Genomic DNA, 22409 nt, shown 5'->3' with positions numbered 1-22409 from the left:
TTATTAGACTGAAATTTTGTCTGCCTTGTTTTCGGGTTACTCGTATCTGAAGCCGCTTTCGCTTTCCGAGAAAAAATCTGACGGAATGGAATCATAGCGTACTTCAAGTTCGGAAATTTTTTTCCAAAAACAAAGCAAAAGTATTTCTTCTTAAAACAATTCTAATCAATTTTTTTTCACATTTCTGTGAAGAATATTAGAAAAAATCTATTTAGTTTTGCAAGACGAACGATCGGTTTATAAAAGTATAGCCTTCCATCTTCGGCCTTCTTTTTCGATCTTTACCCGAGTTCTGTCGTATTGCAATTCATCCCCGGACTTTCGGATCGTCCCATCCTTCTCATGGACGTTAGCAAGAACGAAACGATTTTCTGCCAACTTGATCAAAGCTAATGAATAAGGAGGCTTCCAAGAGAAGCCTGGATTCATGTTAACGGTTGTAGAAGACCAAACGACACCTTCTTCTCCGATATCCGCTCCCGGTTTGTTTAAAGTAAGAGGAGAAAGTTTAGGAGTTCCGGATTTTCTATCGCTCGAAGGACGTTCCGATGAGAATAACGCGATCGAATTGATACTGTCTATTCCACCATTCCCTCCCAAAAGTGATAACTTCGGAGAATGTGCTGGGACTTTTCCTATATCGCCTGCCTGTGCATATAACCCATATTGAACAGCGATATCCACAAGCCCAGTGGCAGCAGAGATTGACATTGCAGCTTGATAATTAAGAATTCCACCCATCTGGTTGATTGGGATCTGCTTTCCATTAGAAAGTTTTAATGAAGAAGTTTTGAGGGCTTTAACAACGTCTTTTTTGCCCAATTTAAAATACTGAGCTGATTGTTGGATAACTTGTCCGGGGAAACAATCGTAAATCCATGCGTAGTCCACTTCTTCTCTTTGGTAACCCGATTGAGCAAAAAGTTTTTCGGCGGAATTCCCGGAAGGAGAATCGAATCCACCTTTCAAAATGAAATATTCACTGTGCGCTGTGTGAGAAGCTCCGACTAGATGCAAAGGTATCAGATCTTTTCGTATCAGGCCCTTGGATTTCCATTCTTCCGCTTTTTTTTCGGAAACTAAGATAGTAGCAAATCCATGATCAGTTACTATAGCGATCATCGGAGTAGGATAAGGATCGGAAATAGGACGAGACATTTGTTTTTCCGTGATCTCTTGTCCATAATAGAAAGCTCTCGGATTTCCGATCGCATTGGATCTGAATTTTTGAGTGATCTCTTTTAGATCATCCAAGCTGATCCCATCTTCAAACATCATCCTTTTCATCAGGAGTCCATACATTGCGATAAGGGTTGCACCGTTATCCAATTCAAATTCAGGATGACATACTGTTTCGTTTACCATCTTCAGATCGGATACTTGACGAAATGCTGATTTAGGAATGTCTGCTGCCGCCACAAGCACAACTGCGTCGGGATTATCTACTAAGATGGTTCTTGCTTGTCCGATTGCTCCAGTAACACTCGCACCCCCCAAGTCGATCACATGAGCTTTCATTCCAGTATATCCGAGCTCGTTAGCGATACGAACTGTATGTCCGTAACCTCCTTTTCCCAAAGAGGCAGCTTCTATACTTACAAAGTCGGTGATCTCAGAAGCCAATGTTTCATTTTTCATTCCAAGAAAATCCAAAAGTGTAGTTATGGATTTTTGATAATGTTGAAAAACTTTTTGAGACCCGCTCCACGATTTGTATTCTTCTTCCGAAAAATCTTTGGTCGTACTGTCAGCGACTCCTAATAGAACGGGAAAACTCATGTATAACTCCTGAAATTTCTAAGCTTGGGCAGAAGGAGGCAGAACTTTACATTCTCCCTTGCCGATGATTTCTTTTTTTTGATTGGTCCACTCTATGTTCATAGAGACAGCTTTCAGTCTTGGGATTTTTTCTTTCACCGTTACTGTACAAGTAATCGTGTCTCCAGGATACACAGGTTTGCGGAATTTTGTTAATGTTTCTAAAGCGACTGTTCCTAACCCGGGAAGTTTCATCCCGAGCACAGGAGCTAATAGAGAAGCAGCAAGTCCACCGTGAGCGATCCTTGTCCCAAACGCTGTGGTCTTTGCATATTCTTCGTCCACATGAAGAGGATTAAAATCTCCACTAATCCCTGCGAACAGATAGATATCAGTTTCAGTAATCGTTTTTGTGAAACTTCCTTTATCCCCTATTTGTATTTCGTCGTAAGTCTTTCCTCTTTCGTACATTCCGATTTCCTTATATATTTTGCGGATTAAGCGAGTTGCGCGCCTAAGACTCCGTTTTTCAGGAACTCTACACAATCAGCCACTTCTTTTTCCACAGAAGGAAGTTCGGAGAAAAGCCTCATCAGGTTTTTAGTTTTTTCTGAATCCAGTTCTTTCAAGAAATGTACACTTTTGAAAAATCTACATCCGGCATAGAAGGTAAGTATTTTAAGATCTCTAAGTCTATCTTCCGATTTATATTCAGAGGTAGAATTTGCAGTATCCCAGAATCCTAACTGAACTGTGGTAACGAATACTGCAAGATCAGCAAATCCGAATTCCAGAGCTTGTTTTTTCTTTCTGTCGGAATGTTCTCCTGCTGCTTTTAAAAGTTCTTTTGCTGCAGTAAGGACTTTTTCTTCCGGAGTGTTAGCTAAGATTTTTTCCGCCTTAGTTCTGGTTTCTTCCGGCTGTGACTGCTGTAGTACATCCATCAACTTTTCGAAACCTTTGTAGGTAGAAGATATAATACTTTTTTGAACTTCAGTAGTTCCCCCACCGATTGTGCCAAGTCTTACGTCTCTATATTGGCGGCTTACATGACATTCTCTCATATAACCCATTCCACCGTGGATCTGTACTGCATCGCTTGCTAACTCTTCCGCAGTTTCGGTAACAAAAACTTTTAATGCAGAACTTTCGAATGGAAGGCTCGCAGTAGGATCTTGGTCCTTTTTATTCGCTACGAAATAGATCAATCTTCTGGAAGCACAAAGATAAGCCCAATTACGTGCAATCTTCTCTTGCACGCCGAAGAATGATAAGATCGGTTTTCCAAATTGGTGACGCTTCCAAGCGTAATCCAAACAAAGCTCCAATCCGAATTCCATTCCACCCGGAACTGCTGCGACTAAAACTGTTCTCTCCCATTCTAAAGTTCCTTTTCCGATACGAACGAAACCAGAATTTAAAGGGCCCAAAAGATTTTCGTCAGGCACAAACATATCTTGGAAAGAAAGTTCGGCGGTCATGGAGGTGTTATGTCCTAACTTCTTAAGGACTTTACTTACATGAAATCCTTTCATATTGGATTCTACTATGAATGCGGAAACTCCCATTGGTCCTCTGGACTTCGTTGTTCTCGCCATCACTATAAATACTTGTCCGTTCGGTCCATTGGTGATGAATAGTTTGCTTCCATTAAGAATAAAACCTCCATCCACCTTCGTTGCGAATGTATTCATTGCAGCTGCATCTGAACCTGAATCAGGTTCTGTTAATGCAAGACCCGCTATCCATTCTCCGGAAGCAAGTTTAGGAAGGTATTTTTTCTTCTGGGCTTCTGTTCCTTGGAAAAGAATAGGAAGAGTCCCTATGATCATATGGGCTCCCCAAGAAAGCCCAAATCCTCCGTCTAGGGAACCTGCGTTAAACGCTTCTTGAGCAATACAACATTGAAGGCAAGTCCCGCCTTGGCCTCCGAATTCTTCCGGAACAGGAATGCCTAGTAAGCCCATATTACCCATTTCCTTCCAAATATCGTCTCCCCATTCACCATGCTCATCTCGATCTTCTACGGAAGGTAATACTCTTTCTTTCGCAAAGTCCTTTACGGTTTCGTAAAATTCCAGATCGGACGATGTTAAATACGGATTTAAAAACATAATTTTTCTCCAATTCGATCCTAATTTTTGGTTAGATCGGAAACTTCTTTTTTAAAACTTTCTAATATTTCGTTTCTTTTTATCTTTAAGGTTCTAGTCATTTCCTTGTCCGGATCAAACGGCCTTGGAATAACATAGAACGCATTTTGAGGGACGAGTTCGAAAGCTTTGAATCCTGTTTTACGGGATATTCTTTCTGAAACTTCTTTCTTAAAGATTTCCCGTACTTTAGGATGAGAATTCCAAACATTCGCATCCTCAGGTAAATCCGGATACTCTGCCTTCAATCTTTCGAAATCCGGAACAATCAGAACTACCAAATGTTTTGCCTCATGACCGGTAACCATCACTTGGTTAACGTATGGAGAATTTAAAAGTTGGTCCTCGATGGGAACAGGCTCCACGTTCTCTCCTCCGGCAAGCACTATCGTATCCTTGGCTCTCCCCGCAAATACCAATTCTCCTCTATAATTGAAGCGCATGATATCCCCGGTATCAAAGAATCCATTTTTATCAAAAACAACATCGTTCAACTCAGGACGTTTATAGTATCCCATAAGAACTTGTTTGGACTTCACCCAAAGACTTCCTTTTCCACCTTGGGGAACTAATTTACCATGCTCATCTTTCAGAATACATTCATATCCTTGTATAGGAGTTCCAACAGTTCCAGGAGAAGGTTGTTTAGGTTTACGAATGGAAAGTACCGCAGAAGTTTCAGTCATTCCATATCCTTCCAAAACGATTAGCCCAATAGAAGATAAAAATTTATCCACCACAGAAGGAAGGGCACTTCCCGCAGAAACGGAAACCCTCAGCTTTCCACCCAGAGCATTGTGAATCGGTTTGAAAACCAAAAGTGCAAGTAACTTGAGAGGAGATAATAAAGTGAGAAGGACCAAAGAGGATAATTTAGAAAAGGTCCAAACGATAAAATTCGGCTTTTCTATCCTAAAATCGTAACCGAATAGAACTCCTTTTTGAACGGCCCAGAGGTTTCCGATCTTCAAGCAGAAATTGAATACTGCTCTCTTTAAACCGGATTCTTTAGAAACCTTATTCATAATTCCATTATATAATGATTCCCAGATCCTTGGAACAGAAGGGAATAATGTAGGTTGGAATTCCTTCAAATCTTCTTTTAAGTTGCTGATATTAGAAACGAGAAACCCGGCACCTAATTCTAAGATACAATATTCGATCGCTCTTTCGAACGCGTGCCAAGGAGGAAGAAGACTTACACCGGAATCCGCAGAAGTCAGTTGAACGAACCCAATTACTTTTTCTACGGCTGATATCCAACCAGTTTGAGTAAGCATCACTCCCTTTGGAGCCCCAGTGGTCCCGGATGTATAGATCAAAGTGGCGAGTTCGTTTGGAGATTTTTCTTGGAGTCTTTTGCGAATAATGCCAGGATCTTTAGAAAGATTTGCTTTTCCTTTTTCGATCAGGCTTTGAATAGTATCGGTTCCAGATTTCAGGTCACCTATATCATCCTCGATCACAAAAACTTTTTTCAGACTCGGAAGTTTAGGACCTAGATTGATCAATCTTTGTCTGTCTTTTTCTTTTTGGACAATTGCGTATTTGCTTTCGGAATGATTAACAATATATAATATATCTTCATCCACTACGTCCGTTCCTCTTGGGACAGAAACAGCTCCTGCAGATATGATCGCGATGTCAGCTATGATCCAGTTTTGACTAGAGTCGCAAAGATATACGATCTTATCGTCTTTTTGCACTCCCTCTTCGATCAGACCTGCAATTAAAGAATCTGTTAAGGACTTTATCTCTGAAAATGTCCTTCCTTTAATTCCATCTTTGGTTCTGCGGGAAAAACTTTCCTTATTCGGAAATTTAGATGCCGTCCTTTCCAGCATATCGTAAAAATACTTTTGATCAGTTTTCAAAAACTCCCCCTGAGAACACTCATACTCCCAGCTTCAAGAGCCTGGACCAATTAGGATAGGCTCTTATAAACTAGGATATTTTCCTTACGGCGGAAACTCTACGTTGAAGGATCTATGCTTCAATCGATTTTTATTTAGATCCAAAAAACTGAAATATAGTGAACTATCGTTCACTAATTGTACGGCAGTTATTCAATTATTTTGATTAACTACGTTCGTTTCAAAACGAGCTAAACAATTTTTACATAAGCAGTCATCATACATCTCTCTTATATTCTTTAAAACTTCCCGATCTAATTGAATATCGAAACACCAACATGTTCCTTGCTCCGCTCCGCATTCTAAAATGTTGGAACATTGAGGACATTTCCTTTGAATCATAGTTCTATAGTAATGAAAGTGGTGAATTTTCAATCCTTTAGCGATCAGAATATAAAAAGAGAGAAGATAATAAAACTATACGCGACGTATAATTTTATAAGAGATCTAGTAGATTTAAATCTTGATCCCGTTTTGTTTTAGAATTTTTAAAAACTCATCCTCAGAGACAACTTGTACTCCTAACTCTTGTGCTTTGTCCAATTTAGAACCGGCCCCGGGTCCTGCCAAAAGATGAGTTGTTTTAGAAGAGATAGATCCTACTTTTTTGCCGCCATAATAAACAACCAGATCCATTGCTTTATCTCTAGGCTGGAAATTTTCAAAGGAACCTGACACACACCAGCGCTGACCTGCAAAAGGCTGATTGTCCGATTTTTCGATCGGATCGGCTTTCATTCTAAGTCCGGCCTTTTTCAAACGATCAATAAGAGAGAGAATTCGTTTATCGGTAAAACTCTCTTGGATTGCTTCTATTGTAGAAGGTCCTATGCCTGGAATTTCTAAGACATTTTCCAAGGTATCCGGATTTTTAGCTGCTGAGATGATAGAGTCGATCGTATCATATCCATTTTCTGTTAGAAGTTCCGCAACCTTTGGCCCTATTTCTCTCAACCCCAAAGAAGAAAGTACAAATCTAAAATCCTTCTTCTTAGATTCTTCGATCCCGTTCAAGATGATGGATACGCTTTTCTCTCCATATCCTTCTTCTTCCATTAATTTTTCTTTATAGTTCTTTAAAGAATAAAGGTCCGCGATATCTTTTATATACTTTTGATCGTATAAAAATTCTACCTGTTTCTCACCGAGACCTTCTATATCCATTTGTTTGCGAGAACAATAGAATATGATCCCATTCTTGACTCGGTCAGGGCATTCCGGATTCGGGCAAAAATAATCTACTGAGTCCTGTTTCTTTTCCGTCTTAGTGCCGCAGGAAGGACAACGAAGCGGGATCTTAAAAACTTCCTTTCCCGGGGTGACTACTTCTTCTACTGCAGGAATGATCTCCCCTCTTTTGGAAATCCGTACTATAGCACCGATCCCTACTCCCAACTCGTCGATATAATCTTGGTTATGTAATGTTGCAAATGTAACTGTGGTTCCCGCTAAGCTGATCGGTTCGATTTGTGCTCTTGGTGTGATCTTCCCTGTTCTCCCGACAGCGTAATCGATACCTACGATCTTACTTTCTTTCATTAAAGCATCGAACTTATAAGCACGAGCCCAACGAGGAGAATGAGATGTATAACCTAGGGATTCCCTCTTAACGAGATCGTTTAGTTTGATCACTAATCCGTCTGTAGGAAATCCGACTTTTTCTTTTTTCTTCTTAAAGTCTTTAATTGCAGCAGGTATATCCGTGCCTTTCAGTAATTTAGTATCCGGTGGAAGGGGAAACTTGAGATCTTCCGCCTTCTTCATTACTTCTTGGTGGGTCTTGAATTTTATCTTGGAACCCGGGAAAAAAGCATCGTAAGTAAATATTCTAAGAGGTCGTTTTGCTACTTCTGAGGAATTTTTCTGTTTCAATGACCCAGAGGATAGGTTCCGAGGATTCGCGTATTTCCCTTCGGCGGCTTCGTTAAATTCATCAAAATCGAGGAAATTCATATAGACTTCTCCTCTTAAATAAATGGAGACAGCCTCGGATAATCTTAGCGGGATAGAACGAATGGTACGGATATTCTCGGTAACATCGTCCCCTATTCCTCCCGTACCTCTAGTCACACCGTTTACAAGAATTCCATTTTCATAATATAACATAAGAGAAGCTCCGTCGATTTTCCATTCGACGGAATACAGCTCATCCGGCCCCGTTTTCCGGACCCATTCCATGAGCTCTTCTTCGTTGTATGTATTTTCCAAAGAAAGAACCGGAAGTTTATGAGTAAACTTCTCGAAATCTTTGTCCAAATCGGAACCAACACTTAAAGTAGGACTGGCAGGATCTGCTAATTTCGGGAATGTCTCTTCGAAAGCTTGGAGTCTCTTGAACAACTGATCAAACTCATAATCGGATATCTTATGAGTATTTTTAACATAGTAAAGATATTGATGATGACGAATTTGCTCTTCCAGCAAGCGCATTTCTTTTTGAGCTTGCTTTAGATCCTTTGGCAGATCTATGGAAAATTTTTTAGATACTTCGGTTGGCTCCGCTTTTTTAGAGGAGGTCTTTTTAGCCGGGGCTTTTTTAGGCATATTCGATTATATAAAATTAATATTGGCCGAAACCTACTTTCATATAATCCATAGGATCGGTGCGATTCGATTCTCCGATCCATACTTCATAATGAAGGTGAGGACCGGTTACGTTTCCCGTGGCTCCCACGGTTGCGATCCTCTGTCCTTTATGAACATATTCACCTTCTCTTACTTTTAAAGAAGTGCAGTGGCCATACAAACTGTAATATCCGTTTGCATGAGCGATCACTATATGGTTTCCATATCCTCTATTGGAGTAGATTGCACGATAAACTCTTCCATCTCCTGTCGCAGTAATGTCCGTCCCTGGAACATTTGCCATATCGACTCCGTCATGGAACTCCATATATCCGAAAGTAGGCGACCTTCTCATTCCATAATAAGAAGTTAAATTATAAGATAATAATGGTTCTCCGAATGGAAGAGAATTCATGATACCATATCTGGAATCCAAAAAGTTAAATACGGAATCTACAAGAGCCTTGTTCTTCTCCATGGAAACTTTTACAGAACGATATCCATAAATTTCAGAAAGATAAGATCTTCCGAGCATTAGATCCTTATCTACTGCTTCTTCTACCTTCAATTCGGTAGCAGCTAAATCTTCTGAATCAGACTCATCCGGAAGTTTAAGTAACTCATCCGACTCCCCATCGACTAAAGAATGAACTTCTTGTAAGTTTTCGTTCAGACTTGCGAAGTCGTCTCGGATATCTCCTAACTTTTCACTGTATTCGATATACTCGTCGAAATATTTTCCGTATACGGAAGCAAGTGCGTTAATCTGGATCCTCGTATTATTATAACGAACAATTCCTAAAACTGCGATCCCAACGATCGCAAACAATAATCCTACTAAGAAGAAGATGGTGAATATGGAAATTTGGAAGTGAAAGGACTTATCGAATCCATGGGGGATCAAAAGAACTGTCAGCCTTTGGTGGCCTTTTTCTTTTACCTGGTCGATGCGTTTTTTTATCATCTTTTCCATGGTCGAAATCCCTCTGGTAGAAGGATTCCGGCCAGGAAAGACCTAAGTCAAGTGGAAACTATATTTAATAAAATTCCATACTTTGGTCTTAATGTGACTAAAGGTTCCATAACGACAGGATGATTTGGGTCCGTTTGGAATTTGTAGTTTTTGACCAACATTGCTAGTATCAGTGTAGCTTCCGTTAATGCAAAAATATTACCGATACAGATCCTTGGCCCCCCTCCAAAAGGAAGATATGCATATTTAGGTCTATCCGCAGATCTTTCTTCATCAAAACGATCCGGATCAAACTTGTCAGGATTTTCCCAAAAATCAGGATTTCGATGAATATTAAAAATGCAAATGGAGATATTGGTTCCAGTCTCCACATCATAGCCTCCTACTTGATCCGGACCCATTGCAGTCCTTTCGATCACCCAAGCAGGAGGATACAATCTCAAAACTTCATCCAATACTTTGCGAGTGTATGTCAATTTTTGAACATCTTCCAGTGTAGGAGTCTTATCTCCTAAAACTCTATTTGCTTCTTCTCTGACTTTTTCACAAATCTCAGGATGTTTAGACAAAAGATAAAATCCCCAAGATAATGCGTTTGCAGTTGTTTCATGTCCTGCAAGAAGAAGTGTGATTGCTTCATCTCTTACCTGACTTTCACTCATAGTCTCGCCAGTTTCCTCGTCTCGAACTTCCAGAAGCATGGAGATCAAATCGTTAGAGGGATTTTTTTTACGTTCTGCAATCAACTCATCAACTACGGAATGCATATCCTTTAACGCACGTTTGAGTTTTAAGTTTTCAGGGGTAGGCCAACTGAAAGGAAATGGAAAAATACGAGTGATCCGTTTAGTGACTAGCTCTAAAGCGATTTTTAAAGAATGTTCTATCCTTGCGGCGTAACTTTCTACTTCGGTCCTGAATAAGGTCCTGCCCACGATCGCAAACGTTAGTCGCATCATCTCTTTGGAAATGTCTAGACTTGAGACCTTCTTCCAACTTTCGGAAGTCTTTTGAGTTTCCTGGGCCATGATCTCTACAAACTCTGAGATCCTTTGTTTATGGAAGGAGGGTTGGATGAGCTTTCTTTGCTTTTTCCAAAATTCTCCTTCGCTATTCAATAACCCTTTACCTAAAATTCTTCCGAGTTCCTTATAAAAAACTCCCTTATGATAGTTTTGATTGTTCTCTTGAAGGACTCTTTTGATATCTTCAGGCTGAGTAATTAAATGAAACGTAATCTGTCTCAAACCGAATCGCGCTGAATTTCCGAATTTGGAATGCATCAATTGGAAAAATCCAATGGGATCTTTCGCCAATTTGGAAACGTAAGGAAGTGCCCGGATCCCGAAAACTCCAGGAGGAAGATTCGGTTTATTTTTTTTGGTGCGACTCGAAGTCGGTTCATGCAAGGAAAACAAGAGTGTACTCCTAGTCCAAGAAGGACGTGTGGATTAGTTTCACCCAACCAATCCTTGCCGCAATCCTATGTAACAAGCGCTATATTAGCAAGCCGAGTTTATATTTATTTATAAAAACCTATCTACGCTCGAAAGAAGTTTCGATCAACGCATCCATATCCATTAAAGAAGAAGAAGGTACTGTAGAAGAAGAACTAGTATCTTCCTGATTCAAATCAGGAGTTTGCATACTAGTCTCCGCTTCCTCGAAGGTTCCTTCGATCTGTTCTTCTATCAAGACCTGCCAGTCTCCCGACTCGGATTCTCCTTCAGGCTGAAAATAAAAAGAAGATAGACCGAGACCTACAATGACAAGTCCGCTAAAGGAAAAGATGAAAAATCGCTTAAAGCTAGCGATCTTACGCCTTTTCATGATCTTAGCAGAGATATTATCGCTCCATTCGTAACTTTCTAAACGACGGAAAATCTCTTGGTCTAACTTTTCTCTGTTTCTATCTTCCATTTCGGATTATCTCTAGGTCTCTTGAAAAAAAAAGTTTCTTTAACATTTGTTTGCCTCGGAAAGATCGAGATTTAACTGTTCCTTCCGGAATTCCCAACTTCTGCGCAATCTGTTGCTCTTTGTATCCTTCGGAAACTAATGCAAGCACAGACTTATATTTCCAAGGAAGATTGGAGATCAGATCTTGCAGTTCAATGTCCATTCCAGAGTCGTTATATTCGTCTCTTGGGTTTAAGATGGAATCTTGAGTAGCTTTTTCCTTCAGCTTCATCGCAAGGTTTGCCTGGCGCATACGCTTCTGATTCATTCTCAAAGATTCGTTCCTTGCGATAGTATACAACCAAGTACTGTGGGAAGATTCTCCCCTGAACTTATTGGCAGCTAAACTTTTATAAGCACGGATATAAGTCTCTTGAACAACATCATCGATGGTATCGTAAAACTCTTCGTATAAATTCTTTTTAATCGCGGATAGTACGATATGTTTCGTACTATCTATCAATCCGGCAAATTCTCTTTGGTCCATTTTAGTTTCCTTATCTCAGGATGCCCGGCACAGGCAAAATTATTCTCTCGGGAACAAACAGATTCAAGGGGAACCCAGGAGCTTCCCTATGCTCCTCTGGTAGGGAAACTATATCCCTTTCCTTTCCCCTCTTTTTTTGCTCTGAGGTTAAAACCCTTTCGATCGCGAGCCGGTGCGCGATTTGATTCATCCGGATTTCGGATGTATATCTTGCAATCGCGTTAACAATAAGACGAACTTTTACTAGATCCGGATTTTCATCCATTAATACCAGTTCTAGTTCGACTTGTTTCGGAGAAAGTCTACGAAGCCATCTTTCATGCTCGTTTTTATATCTCCGGTTCAGCTCAGCGATACGTTCGAGTTGGGTGTCTGTAAGAATATAACGATTTTTAAATGAATCTAGGTCACCGAAAACTACTCCGGCAGCTCTTTCATTACGATAAAAGGAGATAGTTCGAATAGGTCGTGCGGTATGAAAACTAGTCTTGGTATCTTGGGGGAAAAGATACGCCGGCGTGAGGAACACACCGGCCAGAGCAACTCTGACGAATGAATTCAGGAGATTCATGAGTCTTACTCGGTTCATAACCTAGTGTATCCTAAGACCCCAAGGTAGCCGCCATGTTTCCAAATATCGACTTAAATTTTTGGTCCTAGAAAAAAAGAAATCCGGTCTCCTTTAAAGAGAACATAATTTGGGATAAAACCCAAATTATGGGGAAAATTTCTTTTCCAGAACCGCTTCTTTGGCGTATTCTCCCTTAAAGTAATATGGACTTTGGACTAAAAAACCAGGAAATCCAGAAAACTCCCGGAGCCTATTTCAGGGGAAGGATGAGACTTGCAGTTTTGCTCGCCGCTGCAATCTGCATTGGGATCCCCGCTTCCATAGATCTTTCTATCGAATGGGATTACGAAAATAGAAGCATCCACGCAGGAAATTATCGTTCTCTCAAACCCGCAACTGTGGCAATCGTTCCGGGTGCTTCCGTCTACAAAGGAATTCCTTCTCCAGTTTTACAAGACCGTCTAGATTGTGCGATAGAACTTTATAAACAGGAGAAGGTTCGGAAAATTCTTCTTTCAGGCGATAACGGAACCAGTTACTACAACGAAGTGAAGCCGATGCTGTTATATGTTTTAGAAAGAGGAGTGAACGAAAAGGATGTATTCGTAGATCACGCAGGCTTTCGAACCTTGGACACTTTAGTAAGGGCAAAAGAAATTTTCCAAGTGAAGGACGCAATCTTTGTAAGCCAAAGATTTCATCAGCCCAGAGCTGCATTCATTTCTAAAAAAATAGGATTGGAACTACAATCTTATGAATCGGATAGAAGGATCTATATCAGCGGACCAACAAGCAGGTTCAGAGAATTTTTTGCAAGGACATTGGCTTGGATCGATATGAATCTTACAAACACCGCGCCAAAATATTTAGGCAAACCATTTCCGATAGAAGGAAGTGGAGTTAAAACCTGGAAAGGCTCAGTAATCTAAGAAGAATATTCTGTTTTTCGAATATGTTCGAAAATTTCTCGAACGGCTTCCTTTACTGAAGTGCCAGGAGTCCATCCTAAAGATTTTAATTTAGAATTATTTCCCAAAGATCTTTTCATTTCCGCTGGTCTCAATCTTGTAGGATCTTGTTTGGAGACTAACTTAGAATCCGCAAATTCCAGAACCCATTGCAAAACTTGAGAGATCGAAGTCTCAGCACCGGAACATATATTATAAACTTCTCCACTCATTCCTTTATCTGCTAAAAGAAGATAAGCTTTAACCACATCGGTTACATGCAAGAAGTCACGAGTAGGAGTCAAATCTCCTACTAAAATTTCTGAAGAAACGTTTTTGGAAATATTTTCCAAAACCTGCTTGCAGAAATTCGGGACCACAAAGTTCGGATTTTGCCCGATGCCTATATGATTGAAAGGTCTTGCGACCACAGTTTCAATATTTTGATAAGAGCGAGAATATTGTAGGCAATAAGTTTCTGCTGCAAGCTTAGAAGAAGCATACGGATTCACAGGACTAGGAAGAAGGTTCTCTGAAACTGGAAGTTGTTCTTCTTTTATATTTCCATATACCTCTGAAGAAGATACATATACTAGTTTTACTTTCTTGCCGGAACGTTTAAAACATTCTAAAATATTCAATGTGCCGGCCACATTAATGAGCAAAGTTTCTTCCGGATTTTCGATTGATCTTGGAACGAATGTTTGTCCTGCTAAATGGAACAATACATCTGGTGAATAGGACTCGAATACTTGTTGGAGTGATTGGATATCTCGAATATCACAAACCTTATAAGGAAAAGGAAACTCTGTGTTTTTGGGATTCATTCCCAGACCCAAGAGTTCGGACCCGGATTTTTGTGTAAGTTCTCGGACCAGATAAGATCCTACAAAACCTTCCGCTCCTGTGACCAAGTATTTCATGTTTGTTAAGGTAAATCGAAGTAAAAATACGATTGTTTTGTTGAATAAGAAAAAAACAATCGAATAAAATCCGGGCGCCCATGGAAGAAAGATCTTCAGATATTATAGAAATCAAGGACAGCTCGGTCAATGTCCGCGAGCTCATGGAAGAAATAGAATCCAGGCTTGCGAGAAGACCCGTTTCCAAGGAAGAATTGGAACGCCTTTCTCGTTGGAAATTTTCTCCCCAATCCCCTGAAGGATACAGAGAATTCGACGCAGCAGAAACAGCGCACTTATTTGAAAAAGGGATATCCCCTCCTAAGTTTACCAATCCGAAATTTAAGTACATCCGCGGCCCGATCCGTTGGTTGTTTATCAAGCTGATCGAGCTATATGCTTTTCTAGATAAAAAACTTTCTGAAAACAGAACTCGTGCATTCTACAGTGTTTTAAATGAATTGATCCTCTTAAGAGGAGATCATGAAAAATTAAAACGTAAATTCGAGAAATTCTATAACGAGTTTGTAGAACTAAATTATACTCTCAAAAAAGAGATCAATCCTGAATTCGTTTGGTCCAATGAGTTTCTTTATGAAGAAGAAACCTTAGAGGAAAGTGAAACTCTTATTCTTTCCAGACTGAATCCTGGAGATTCAGTTCTCGCGATCAATCCTGAATGGGGAAAATTCCTCAAACAACTTTTGAAAGCACAGATAGAATTCAAAGCAGTCACTTGGAATAAGTCCCAATATTCTTACATCAAAGAACATATCACAAATTCAGTGTCTCTTCTATCCTTTGAAGAAGTTCTCCCAGAGTCTCCTCTCCCTTCTAAAATTATTTCTAATACAAATCTATGTCTTTTGCCGAATTGGGTTTTAGAAAAACTTTTCAAATCCTTGGCTTCTAAAACTTCCAGTGGGACAGAATTCATCTTCAGATATTCCAACTATTCTAACAGAATGGTCTCCCCGTTTCAACCGATCCTTTTGACTCAGATAAGTGAGTCTGCATTCAGAGAGTTCTTACAAAAATTAGGTTTTAAGAATATAGTGGATACCAAGGCCGGAGACGGCTTCTCGGTGTTTAGTTTCAGAAAATGAACGCCTATCTCCATATTTCCGAATTTAGGGATAAGGACGGGATCGGCAACGATATCAAAGGTTTAAGAGAAGTTTTAAATTCTTCCGGGATCAAAACAGAGATCGTCTGTCAAACCGATCTGAGCGATGGCTCTATCAAAACCTTACAAACGGAAGAACTCCGTAGCGAAAATAATCTATCTTCTAATTCAATGCATATTTTAGAATATGGTGGATCCGGTTATCCTATAGATTCGTTCCTTTCTTTTCCAGGTAAAAAATTCGTTCGTTATCAGAATATCACTCCTCCTAAGTTTTTTAAGCCATTTGTTTCTCAGGATATATTTAGAAGTTTCGAAATGGATTATAAAAAATCCATATTAGAATTACATAAACTAAAAAGGTATACAGAACGTTTTATTCCTAGTTCCAGATATAGCGCTTCCAATCTGGAAGATCTGAATATAGTAAACTCAAGCGTTCTTCCAATCGTAAGAAAATACGGATGGAAGGGAGAAAAACGAAATCGCAAAAACGGCTACACTCTTGGTTATGTGGGAAGATTGGTCCCAAGCAAAAAGATAGAAGATATTCTTTTTCTCTCTTATTTTCTGAAAAGAATAGAACCCAAATATAGGATCTTACTCATAGGAAATGTTCCTAGTATTTTCGAAGATTATTTTACCAACCTAAAACAGATGGCAAGAGAACTCGGCATCGGAGGAAACGTTCAATTCAGAATGGGGGTCCAAGACTCCGAGCTTCCAAGATTTTGGGAAGATATGGACGCTTATATCAGCATGAGCGAACATGAAGGTTTCGGGATCCCTCTTGTGGAAGCATTGAGTTACGATATTCCAGTTTTTGCATATGCCTGCACCGCTGTTCCGGAAACATTAAAAGACGCAGGATATCTCTTCCGAAAAAAAGATCTAAGCAGTCTAGAAAAATTAGCGGAATGGATCCATTTTATATTAGAATCACAATCTTCTCCTCGTCCTGTAGATGGTCCTCATGCTTCTTCCAAAAGGAGAGAAGTTTGTATGGATTACGATTCCATGCCTTACGGAAGAGTTTTAAAACAGATATTCACATTTAAAGAAGCGGCGGCCTCATGATCTTCAAAAGACGAGGAGTTCATCAATTTGCCGCCGGCTTTAATTTGGGAGATGCAATTTCTAACGAAATGAATTCCTTAAAATCTGTTTTCAAGAAAATAGGATATTCTTCCGAAATTTATGCGGAGAATACCGGTCCCGGAACGGATTCCTTCGTAAAAAAGTACAAGGCATATTCTTCCAATAGTAAAGATATACTAGTATATCATCACTCGATCCATTCGGACGTGCTGGAAAGTATACTAAAACCAAAGAATTCCAAAATTCTAATATATCACAATGTAACACCGGGCCATTTTTTCGAAAAATACGATCTGAAACTTACTTACCTTCTCCGCAAAGGAAGAGAAGAGTTAGAATCTTTAAGAAACAAATTCGATAAGGTTTTCGCGGTATCAGAATATAATAAATCGGAACTTTTGGATCTAGGTTTCGAAAATGTCGACGTTCTTCCAATCACTTATCAACTTCCTCAAGGAAGACAAACTCTTAAGGAAAATTTTCCTAAGAATCGACCCAATATTCCTCGCTTCTTATTTGTAGGAAGAATTGCTCCGAATAAAAAACAGGATGACCTGATCCGATTCGCATTCCATTATCTAAAAGCTTACGGTCCTGAGTTCCAACTTTTTATGGTAGGATTCAGCTCCAAAGAATTGTATCTATACAGAGAAGAACTAGAACGTATGCTCGATTTTTATAAATTGAGAAAGAATGTGATCATCACTGATTTTTTATCCGATGAAGAATTAAAATCAATGTATCTAAACTGTGATCTTTTCCTTTCTATGAGCGAGCACGAAGGATTTTGTGTTCCATTATTGGAAGCAATGGTGCATAATATTCCAATCCTTGCATTCGACGGTGGCGCAGTAGGAGAAACTCTTTCCGGTGCAGGGATCTTATTCAAAGAAAAGAGAATGGATATAATCGTGGAACTTGCCCACAAAATGGTGACGGATCGAAACTGGAAAGATTTAATCCTTGAGACCCAACAAAGACGCTTATCTTCCTTCTCTCAGATCAACGCTGAAACAGTATTGAGGCCTGTCCTTGCTAGACTCTCGTAGAAGATTAGCAGTCGTTACTCCTATTTTTTCGGATCATATTTCAGGTGGTTCCGAAAAACTTATCTATCAATATACTCTAATATTATCCAAATTTTATGAAGTGACAGTTCTCGCAAGCCGCTCCTTGGATTATATCACATGGAAAAACCAGGTTCCGATAAAAGATCTAGAGCCTGTACTTCTTGGAAAAGATTTGGAGAAGAAGGTAAGTAGAGAATGGATAGAACCCGAGCCGGGAAATCGGATCAGAGTTTTAAGATTCTCTGTAGATAAAGAAAGGAATATCTCCAAGTTTAATAAATTTTCAGATAAACTGTTTAGAAACTCCGAATCCGGAAAAAGTATCGGATCCCAAGAAGAAAAGGAAAGGATCTGGGTAGATATGCAAGGTCCATATTGCCCTGACCTTATCCAATACATAGAGACAAACGAAAGAGACTACGACGTATTTGTATTCGTTTCTTATTTGTATTATCCTATGGTTTACGGGCTTCCATTAGTCGCAAAAAAGTCTGTCGTAATTCCAACATTACACGATGAACCTCCTGCAAAATTATCCGTATATTCTAATCTTTTCAAAGACGACTCAGCCTATTGTTTCAATACTCCGGAAGAAAAAGCACTCTTTCATAAATTGTACGGATACGAACCAAGTCTTGGAAACGTAATCGGAATGCATTTAGCGATCCCGGAAGAAACTGAGAAAAAAATTTCCGAAAGAAAAAACCCGCAGGATTCATTTCAGTTCCTGTACGTGGGAAGGATAGACGAAGGAAAAGGTGTGTTGGAAATGGCCCAATACTTTTCCGAGTGGCAGAAAAGAAGCGGCCGGAATGACAAATTACTTCTAGCAGGAAGAGGAGATTCCAAACTTCTACAAAGAATATCAAAATTTCCTCATGTATCTCCTTTAGGTTTCGTAAGTGAAGAAGCAAAGGATGAGGTCATCCGTTCTTCGGATATACTAATCAATCCTTCCCCTATGGAAAGTTTTTCCATTATTATTATGGAAGCTTGGATCCGCAAAAAAGCAGTGTTAGTAAACGGAAGATCAGACGTTCTAAGAGGACATTGCTTGAGAAGTAATGGCGGTTTATATTACTCCGATCTAGATAGCTTTTGCGCAGTCGCGGATTATTTAGTAAATCATAGTAGAGAAAGGGAAGAAATGGGGCTTAATGGTAAAAAATATGTTCAGGCGAACTTCAATCCGGACATCGTGGAAAAAAAGATCGCCCATATAGTAGAGAGATGTATCAGAAGAAGATACTCAGAATAGTCCTGTTAATACCCAACTCATATATCTAAATATTCCTGTAATGTCTCGACCATTTTTTCGTGCAATACTCCGTTAGACGCAATCAAGCTAGTCACATACGGATGAAACGTATTATTCGCATAAGTACTCAACTTTCCGCCGGCTTCCTGAAGAATAGCTGCCGCAGCAGTCATATCCCAAGGTTTCAGATCTTCTTCCCAGAATGCATCGAACTTACCTTCGGCTACCCAGCAAATATCTAAACCTGCGGATCCGGTTCTTCTAACCCCTCTGGATCTTAAGATAAATTTTTTCAGATTGAACATGAGTTGTTCAATTCTCTCTTCTCTATCATAAGGAAAACCGGTGCATAAGAGCGCTTTTTTGATCTCTTTTGTTTGAGTGACTTTGATTGGAGCCTTATCTTTGAAGGCACCTTCTCCCAACATTGCATGATATACGTGCCCTAATGCAGGCATTGGAACGATACCCATCACTGCAGATCTATTTTCTATATCTTCTAATCCGATACAGCAGCAATAGAGAGGAATGCGATGAGAATAATTTACAGTTCCATCCAAAGGATCGATAATCCATTTGAACTGAGAATTTCCTTCATAGTTGCTTCCTTCTTCCCCTAAGATATGATCGTTAGGGAATGCCTTTCTAATCTCGGAAACAATCAGTTCTTCCGAACCTTTGTCTGCGATCGTAATTAAGTCCGATTCTATATTTCCTTTAAAAGAAATTTGTAGATCTTCTCTTTCGTGAGTTTTTGTCAGGAACTCCGAGATAGTTGGGACGAAGTTGAGGAAATGTTGGTATCTGATCTTGATTTCGTTTTGATAGCTCATTGGAGATGTTTTTCAATTCTCCAGGTTACCCTCAGGATTGGAATCTAAAAAATCCGCTGCCTTCTTCTTATGTTCGTCTTTTACATACATGGAGGCGGCCGCTAAAACCGCAGCGACTACACCCGCATCGTCTATATAACCTGCTCCAAATAAAATATCCGGGATTGCATCAAAAGGTGTAAGAAAATAAGCAAGTGCGCCCGCAATCGTAAGTTTTGCTTTCAGGGGAGTAGAAGGATCCAACATCGCATAATACAAAGCGATCGCATCCGCAAGAAAAGGAACCTTTCCTGCGACCTTCTTCACTTTAGGCCAAAAACCTTGTTTGATCTTCTCTATCTTATCTTCTTCCATAAACTTCAGTAAGTATAAGTATCCAATATATAACTTAGGACTATCCCGCAAAAAATTTCCTCAATTTTATATTGAAAAAAGTAGCATTTAATCTAAAATTTCGTCCCACCGTTAGACTTAGTAAATTAAATCAGGAGCTTTGAATGAAACTCTTTCGAATTGCAGCCGTTTTAGCGCTTCTATTTGCGGCGTCCGGAACTTGGGCAAAGGATCTTTGTGAAGGAAAGAAAAAAGGAACGGTTTATTTTTTTGATAAAGAAATTTCAAGGGACTCTGCTTTACCTGCAGAGGTCTCCAAATGGAATTTTTCAGGAGAAATGTGGGCCCTACTTTGTTTGGCAGATCCTGTAGGTCCTCAAGAAGCGAACGGTAAAAAATTCAGGGTCGTTCTATATGCAAAACAAACTTCGAATCCTGAAGGAAAATACTCTTCTTGGTCTAATGCAAAACAAGCAGGAGTTTTTAGACCGGAGCTATCTGCTGCACGTAAAGAGATCATTTTATATTTTAATGAAGACTTCGATTATAGCGGACTGAAAGCTAAATTAGATCCGGGTGAATACGAGTTTAGATTCCAAGCCGCAACTGAAAAAGGGACCGGAAAATTGGATATAACCATCGATCTAAAAAACGAAGTCGCATATCTTCAAGAGTTACGAAAAGCCGGCTATGTTGCCGATGGAAAAATTTCCGTTTCTTTCCAATAAACTATCTTTTAATCCAAAGACCTTTTATCACAAAAGGCCTTTGGATTAAAAATTCTCCAGATTATTTTCGAAATTTTCGAATCTTTGGGGAGGTTCCAGAACGATCTGTACTTCTTCTCCTGTGAAAGGATCCTTGAATTCCAACCAATACGAAAGAAGTAAAAGTCCATAGTTCTCAAAGAGTGCGGCGTTTCTGGAATAAAGAAGGTCCCCAACAACAGGACATCTTAAGCTCTGAAAATGGACCCGAATTTGATGGGTCCTTCCTGTTTCTAAGTCAGCTTCGATCAAAGAGAACTTTCTACCGTTCTTGGAAACTGCAGTTTTTAAGATCCTATAATGAGTGACTGAGGCCCTACCTTTAGGAGTCACAGTCATCTTCAGCCTTTCAATTGGATGTCTTCCGATGGGTTTGTCTATCGTGCCTTCTCCTTCCGGAAGTGTCCCTTGGACCCAGGCAAGATATTTCTTAGTAATGTTCCTTCTTCTAAACAACTCTGAAAGTTTTGCATGTGCATGATCGTTCTTAGCTACGATCATGATCCCTTCCGTCGGTTTATCCAAACGATGAACGATACCCGGCCTTGATTCTCCTCCTATACTCGAAAGCTCCTTAAATTTGTAGAGAAGTCCGTTAACCAAAGTAGCAGATCTATCTCCAGGACCGCTATGTGATGCGATGCCTGCAGGTTTACGAATGATCAGATACTGCGGAGTTTCTTTTAGAACTTCTAGCTCCATTTTTACTGGACTTAAATTCAATGGAGGTTTAGGAGGAACTGATATATGGAAGTTTTCTCCCGGAGCTACCTTGTAGGATGATTTCAGGATTATTTTTCCAGACCCATCTTTTACCCAACCTGAATCGATCCAATGTTGAATGGAAGCTCTAGAGATCTCATCTCCCAGATAATCCTTTAAAAAACGATCGAGTCTGGATCCCTCAGAGTCGGCGTTAACTTCGGCATGAAGTTCCAGATTCATAATAGTTCTCCTAAGAAATATATAAGCATCCCTTTCGCACAGAGGTCTAAAAAAGATTTCCCATTTTGCGAGAATAGGTATATTTTGGATAAATTCATCGAAATAAACCCCTACCCTAATCAAGGAAGGAATACAACATGGTAAAAAAAATTCTCAATATCCTGCTCATCGGTGCAACGGTTTTTTCCTTAGCTCTTTGCTCTTCTGCAGACAACAAAGACCAAGCGGCTCCTGAGCCTGGAGAACAAAATTCCGCAGCATCACGTAACGTCAACGTAGACTCTCCTGCAGACGCTATCAATAATCAAATTAAAGACTTCCGCTATCCAGACGGGATCACTCGCCCAGGATTCAGCTACAAAAAAGCTGATGTTAGCGCGGGAGATTTCAGCGAGTGGGCAAAAGTTAATATTTCCGTTCTTAAAGATGGAATTTCTAAACTTCCTGATTCTTGGGCATTAGAGATCACTGGTCACACCGACCAAGTAGGACCTGAAGAAGCAGAAGGCGATAAAAAAGGAAACGTTTTCTACGGAGAAATTCGTGCAAAAGCGGTTAAACAATCCTTAGTTAAACAAGGAATTCCTGCAAATCGTATCGTTACTAAGAGTTTAGGTTCTTCTTCTCCAGTTTCCGGATTGGATGCAAAAGATCCTAAAAACCGTAGAGTAACCTTCAAGTTTGTTCAAGCAACTCCGCAACAATAATCTGTAGGGTTTCGATCCGAATTAAAAAGGCAGTGTGAAAACAC

Annotated in this window: 22 protein-coding genes; 7 read left to right on the top strand and 15 right to left on the bottom strand. The window is 39.8% G+C overall.

The genetic code is table 11. The features are described from left to right. Nucleotides 1-237 precede the first annotated feature (237 nt). The 11 genes from CH352_RS00110 to CH352_RS00060 form a co-directional block, all read right to left on the bottom strand. Nucleotides 238-1779: a thiolase C-terminal domain-containing protein gene (locus CH352_RS00110; protein ID WP_100708009.1), complete on the bottom strand. Its 1542-nt coding sequence runs from the start codon at nucleotides 1777-1779 to the stop codon at nucleotides 238-240. Nucleotides 1780-1797: 18 nt separating this feature from the next. Continuing rightward, nucleotides 1798-2229, bottom strand: coding sequence for a MaoC family dehydratase (locus CH352_RS00105; RefSeq protein ID WP_100708008.1), 432 nt, complete (start codon nucleotides 2227-2229; stop codon nucleotides 1798-1800). A gap of 26 nt (nucleotides 2230-2255) precedes the next feature. Next, the gene (locus tag CH352_RS00100) at nucleotides 2256-3872 is read right to left on the bottom strand and encodes an acyl-CoA dehydrogenase family protein (protein ID WP_100708007.1); all 1617 of its coding nucleotides are present in this window, start codon (nucleotides 3870-3872) and stop codon (nucleotides 2256-2258) included. Between the two features lie 20 nt (nucleotides 3873-3892). Beyond that, a complete protein-coding gene (locus CH352_RS00095; protein ID WP_100708006.1) occupies nucleotides 3893-5785 on the bottom strand; it encodes an AMP-dependent synthetase/ligase in 1893 nt (630 codons plus the stop codon). Nucleotides 5786-5977: 192 nt separating this feature from the next. Then, nucleotides 5978-6166: a cysteine-rich CWC family protein gene (locus CH352_RS19230; protein WP_100708005.1), complete on the bottom strand. Its 189-nt coding sequence runs from the start codon at nucleotides 6164-6166 to the stop codon at nucleotides 5978-5980. A gap of 114 nt (nucleotides 6167-6280) precedes the next feature. After that, on the bottom strand, nucleotides 6281-8368 hold the full coding sequence (ligA, locus tag CH352_RS00085; RefSeq protein WP_100708004.1) for an NAD-dependent DNA ligase LigA: 2088 nt from the start codon (nucleotides 8366-8368) through the stop codon (nucleotides 6281-6283). Nucleotides 8369-8384: 16 nt separating this feature from the next. Continuing rightward, complete coding sequence (locus CH352_RS00080) at nucleotides 8385-9362, bottom strand: M23 family metallopeptidase (protein ID WP_100708003.1); 978 nt, start codon at nucleotides 9360-9362, stop codon at nucleotides 8385-8387. Nucleotides 9363-9409: 47 nt separating this feature from the next. Next, nucleotides 9410-10780 (bottom strand): cytochrome P450, encoded by a 1371-nt coding sequence (locus CH352_RS00075; protein ID WP_100708002.1) that lies wholly within the window; start codon nucleotides 10778-10780, stop codon nucleotides 9410-9412. A 118-nt stretch (nucleotides 10781-10898) separates the two neighbouring features. Then, a complete protein-coding gene (locus CH352_RS00070; RefSeq protein ID WP_100708001.1) occupies nucleotides 10899-11282 on the bottom strand; it encodes a hypothetical protein in 384 nt (127 codons plus the stop codon). Further along, nucleotides 11272-11808, bottom strand: a complete 537-nt coding sequence (locus CH352_RS00065; protein ID WP_100708000.1) for an RNA polymerase sigma factor — start codon at nucleotides 11806-11808, stop codon at nucleotides 11272-11274. The genes CH352_RS00070 and CH352_RS00065 overlap by 11 nt, the downstream gene beginning before the upstream one ends. Nucleotides 11809-11818: 10 nt before the next feature. Beyond that, on the bottom strand, nucleotides 11819-12397 hold the full coding sequence (locus CH352_RS00060; RefSeq protein WP_100707999.1) for a Spy/CpxP family protein refolding chaperone: 579 nt from the start codon (nucleotides 12395-12397) through the stop codon (nucleotides 11819-11821). A gap of 248 nt (nucleotides 12398-12645) precedes the next feature. Between CH352_RS00060 and CH352_RS00055 the strand changes: the two genes are divergently transcribed. Beyond that, nucleotides 12646-13308: a SanA/YdcF family protein gene (locus CH352_RS00055; RefSeq protein WP_243396454.1), complete on the top strand. Its 663-nt coding sequence runs from the start codon at nucleotides 12646-12648 to the stop codon at nucleotides 13306-13308. On the opposite strand, the gene CH352_RS00050 is transcribed toward CH352_RS00055, so the two are convergent. Then, entirely contained in the window at nucleotides 13305-14249 is a 945-nt protein-coding gene (locus tag CH352_RS00050) for a GDP-mannose 4,6-dehydratase (RefSeq protein WP_100707997.1), read from the bottom strand. The genes CH352_RS00055 and CH352_RS00050 overlap by 4 nt on opposite strands. A gap of 80 nt (nucleotides 14250-14329) precedes the next feature. On the opposite strand from CH352_RS00050, the gene CH352_RS00045 reads away from it, so the two are divergent. From CH352_RS00045 to CH352_RS00030, 4 genes are read left to right on the top strand one after another with little or no spacing between them, the layout of a single operon-like run. Further along, the gene (locus tag CH352_RS00045) at nucleotides 14330-15334 is read left to right on the top strand and encodes an LIC_10202 family protein (protein WP_100707996.1); all 1005 of its coding nucleotides are present in this window, start codon (nucleotides 14330-14332) and stop codon (nucleotides 15332-15334) included. Then, nucleotides 15331-16431: a glycosyltransferase gene (locus tag CH352_RS00040; RefSeq protein WP_100707995.1), complete on the top strand. Its 1101-nt coding sequence runs from the start codon at nucleotides 15331-15333 to the stop codon at nucleotides 16429-16431. The genes CH352_RS00045 and CH352_RS00040 overlap by 4 nt, the downstream gene beginning before the upstream one ends. After that, nucleotides 16428-17501 carry a glycosyltransferase family 4 protein gene (locus CH352_RS00035; protein WP_100707994.1) on the top strand — a complete coding sequence of 358 codons (1074 nt, stop codon included), beginning with the start codon at nucleotides 16428-16430 and terminating at the stop codon, nucleotides 17499-17501. Before CH352_RS00040 ends, CH352_RS00035 begins: the two co-directional genes overlap by 4 nt. Beyond that, nucleotides 17485-18780 (top strand): glycosyltransferase family 4 protein, encoded by a 1296-nt coding sequence (locus CH352_RS00030; RefSeq protein WP_100707993.1) that lies wholly within the window; start codon nucleotides 17485-17487, stop codon nucleotides 18778-18780. The genes CH352_RS00035 and CH352_RS00030 overlap by 17 nt, the downstream gene beginning before the upstream one ends. A 17-nt stretch (nucleotides 18781-18797) precedes the next feature. On the opposite strand, the gene CH352_RS00025 is transcribed toward CH352_RS00030, so the two are convergent. Together CH352_RS00025 and CH352_RS00020 are read right to left on the bottom strand one after the other, a co-directional pair. Beyond that, nucleotides 18798-19613, bottom strand: a complete 816-nt coding sequence (locus CH352_RS00025; RefSeq protein WP_100707992.1) for an inositol monophosphatase family protein — start codon at nucleotides 19611-19613, stop codon at nucleotides 18798-18800. Between the two features lie 12 nt (nucleotides 19614-19625). Then, nucleotides 19626-19967: a YkvA family protein gene (locus CH352_RS00020; RefSeq protein ID WP_100707991.1), complete on the bottom strand. Its 342-nt coding sequence runs from the start codon at nucleotides 19965-19967 to the stop codon at nucleotides 19626-19628. A 143-nt stretch (nucleotides 19968-20110) separates the two neighbouring features. On the opposite strand from CH352_RS00020, the gene CH352_RS00015 reads away from it, so the two are divergent. Beyond that, nucleotides 20111-20674 (top strand): hypothetical protein, encoded by a 564-nt coding sequence (locus tag CH352_RS00015; protein WP_100707990.1) that lies wholly within the window; start codon nucleotides 20111-20113, stop codon nucleotides 20672-20674. A gap of 45 nt (nucleotides 20675-20719) precedes the next feature. Here the strand turns inward: CH352_RS00015 and CH352_RS00010 are convergent, their stop codons facing one another. Then, nucleotides 20720-21658: an RluA family pseudouridine synthase gene (locus CH352_RS00010; protein ID WP_100707989.1), complete on the bottom strand. Its 939-nt coding sequence runs from the start codon at nucleotides 21656-21658 to the stop codon at nucleotides 20720-20722. 137 nt (nucleotides 21659-21795) lie between these two features. Between CH352_RS00010 and loa22 the strand changes: the two genes are divergently transcribed. After that, nucleotides 21796-22365, top strand: coding sequence for an OmpA family outer membrane lipoprotein Loa22 (gene loa22 / locus CH352_RS00005; RefSeq protein ID WP_100707988.1), 570 nt, complete (start codon nucleotides 21796-21798; stop codon nucleotides 22363-22365). Nucleotides 22366-22409 lie beyond the last annotated feature (44 nt).

Source organism: Leptospira hartskeerlii (assembly GCF_002811475.1).
GTDB lineage: Bacteria > Spirochaetota > Leptospiria > Leptospirales > Leptospiraceae > Leptospira_B > Leptospira_B hartskeerlii.
Note: the sequence above shows the minus strand (reverse complement) of the source record. Positions and strands in the feature narration are given on the sequence as shown.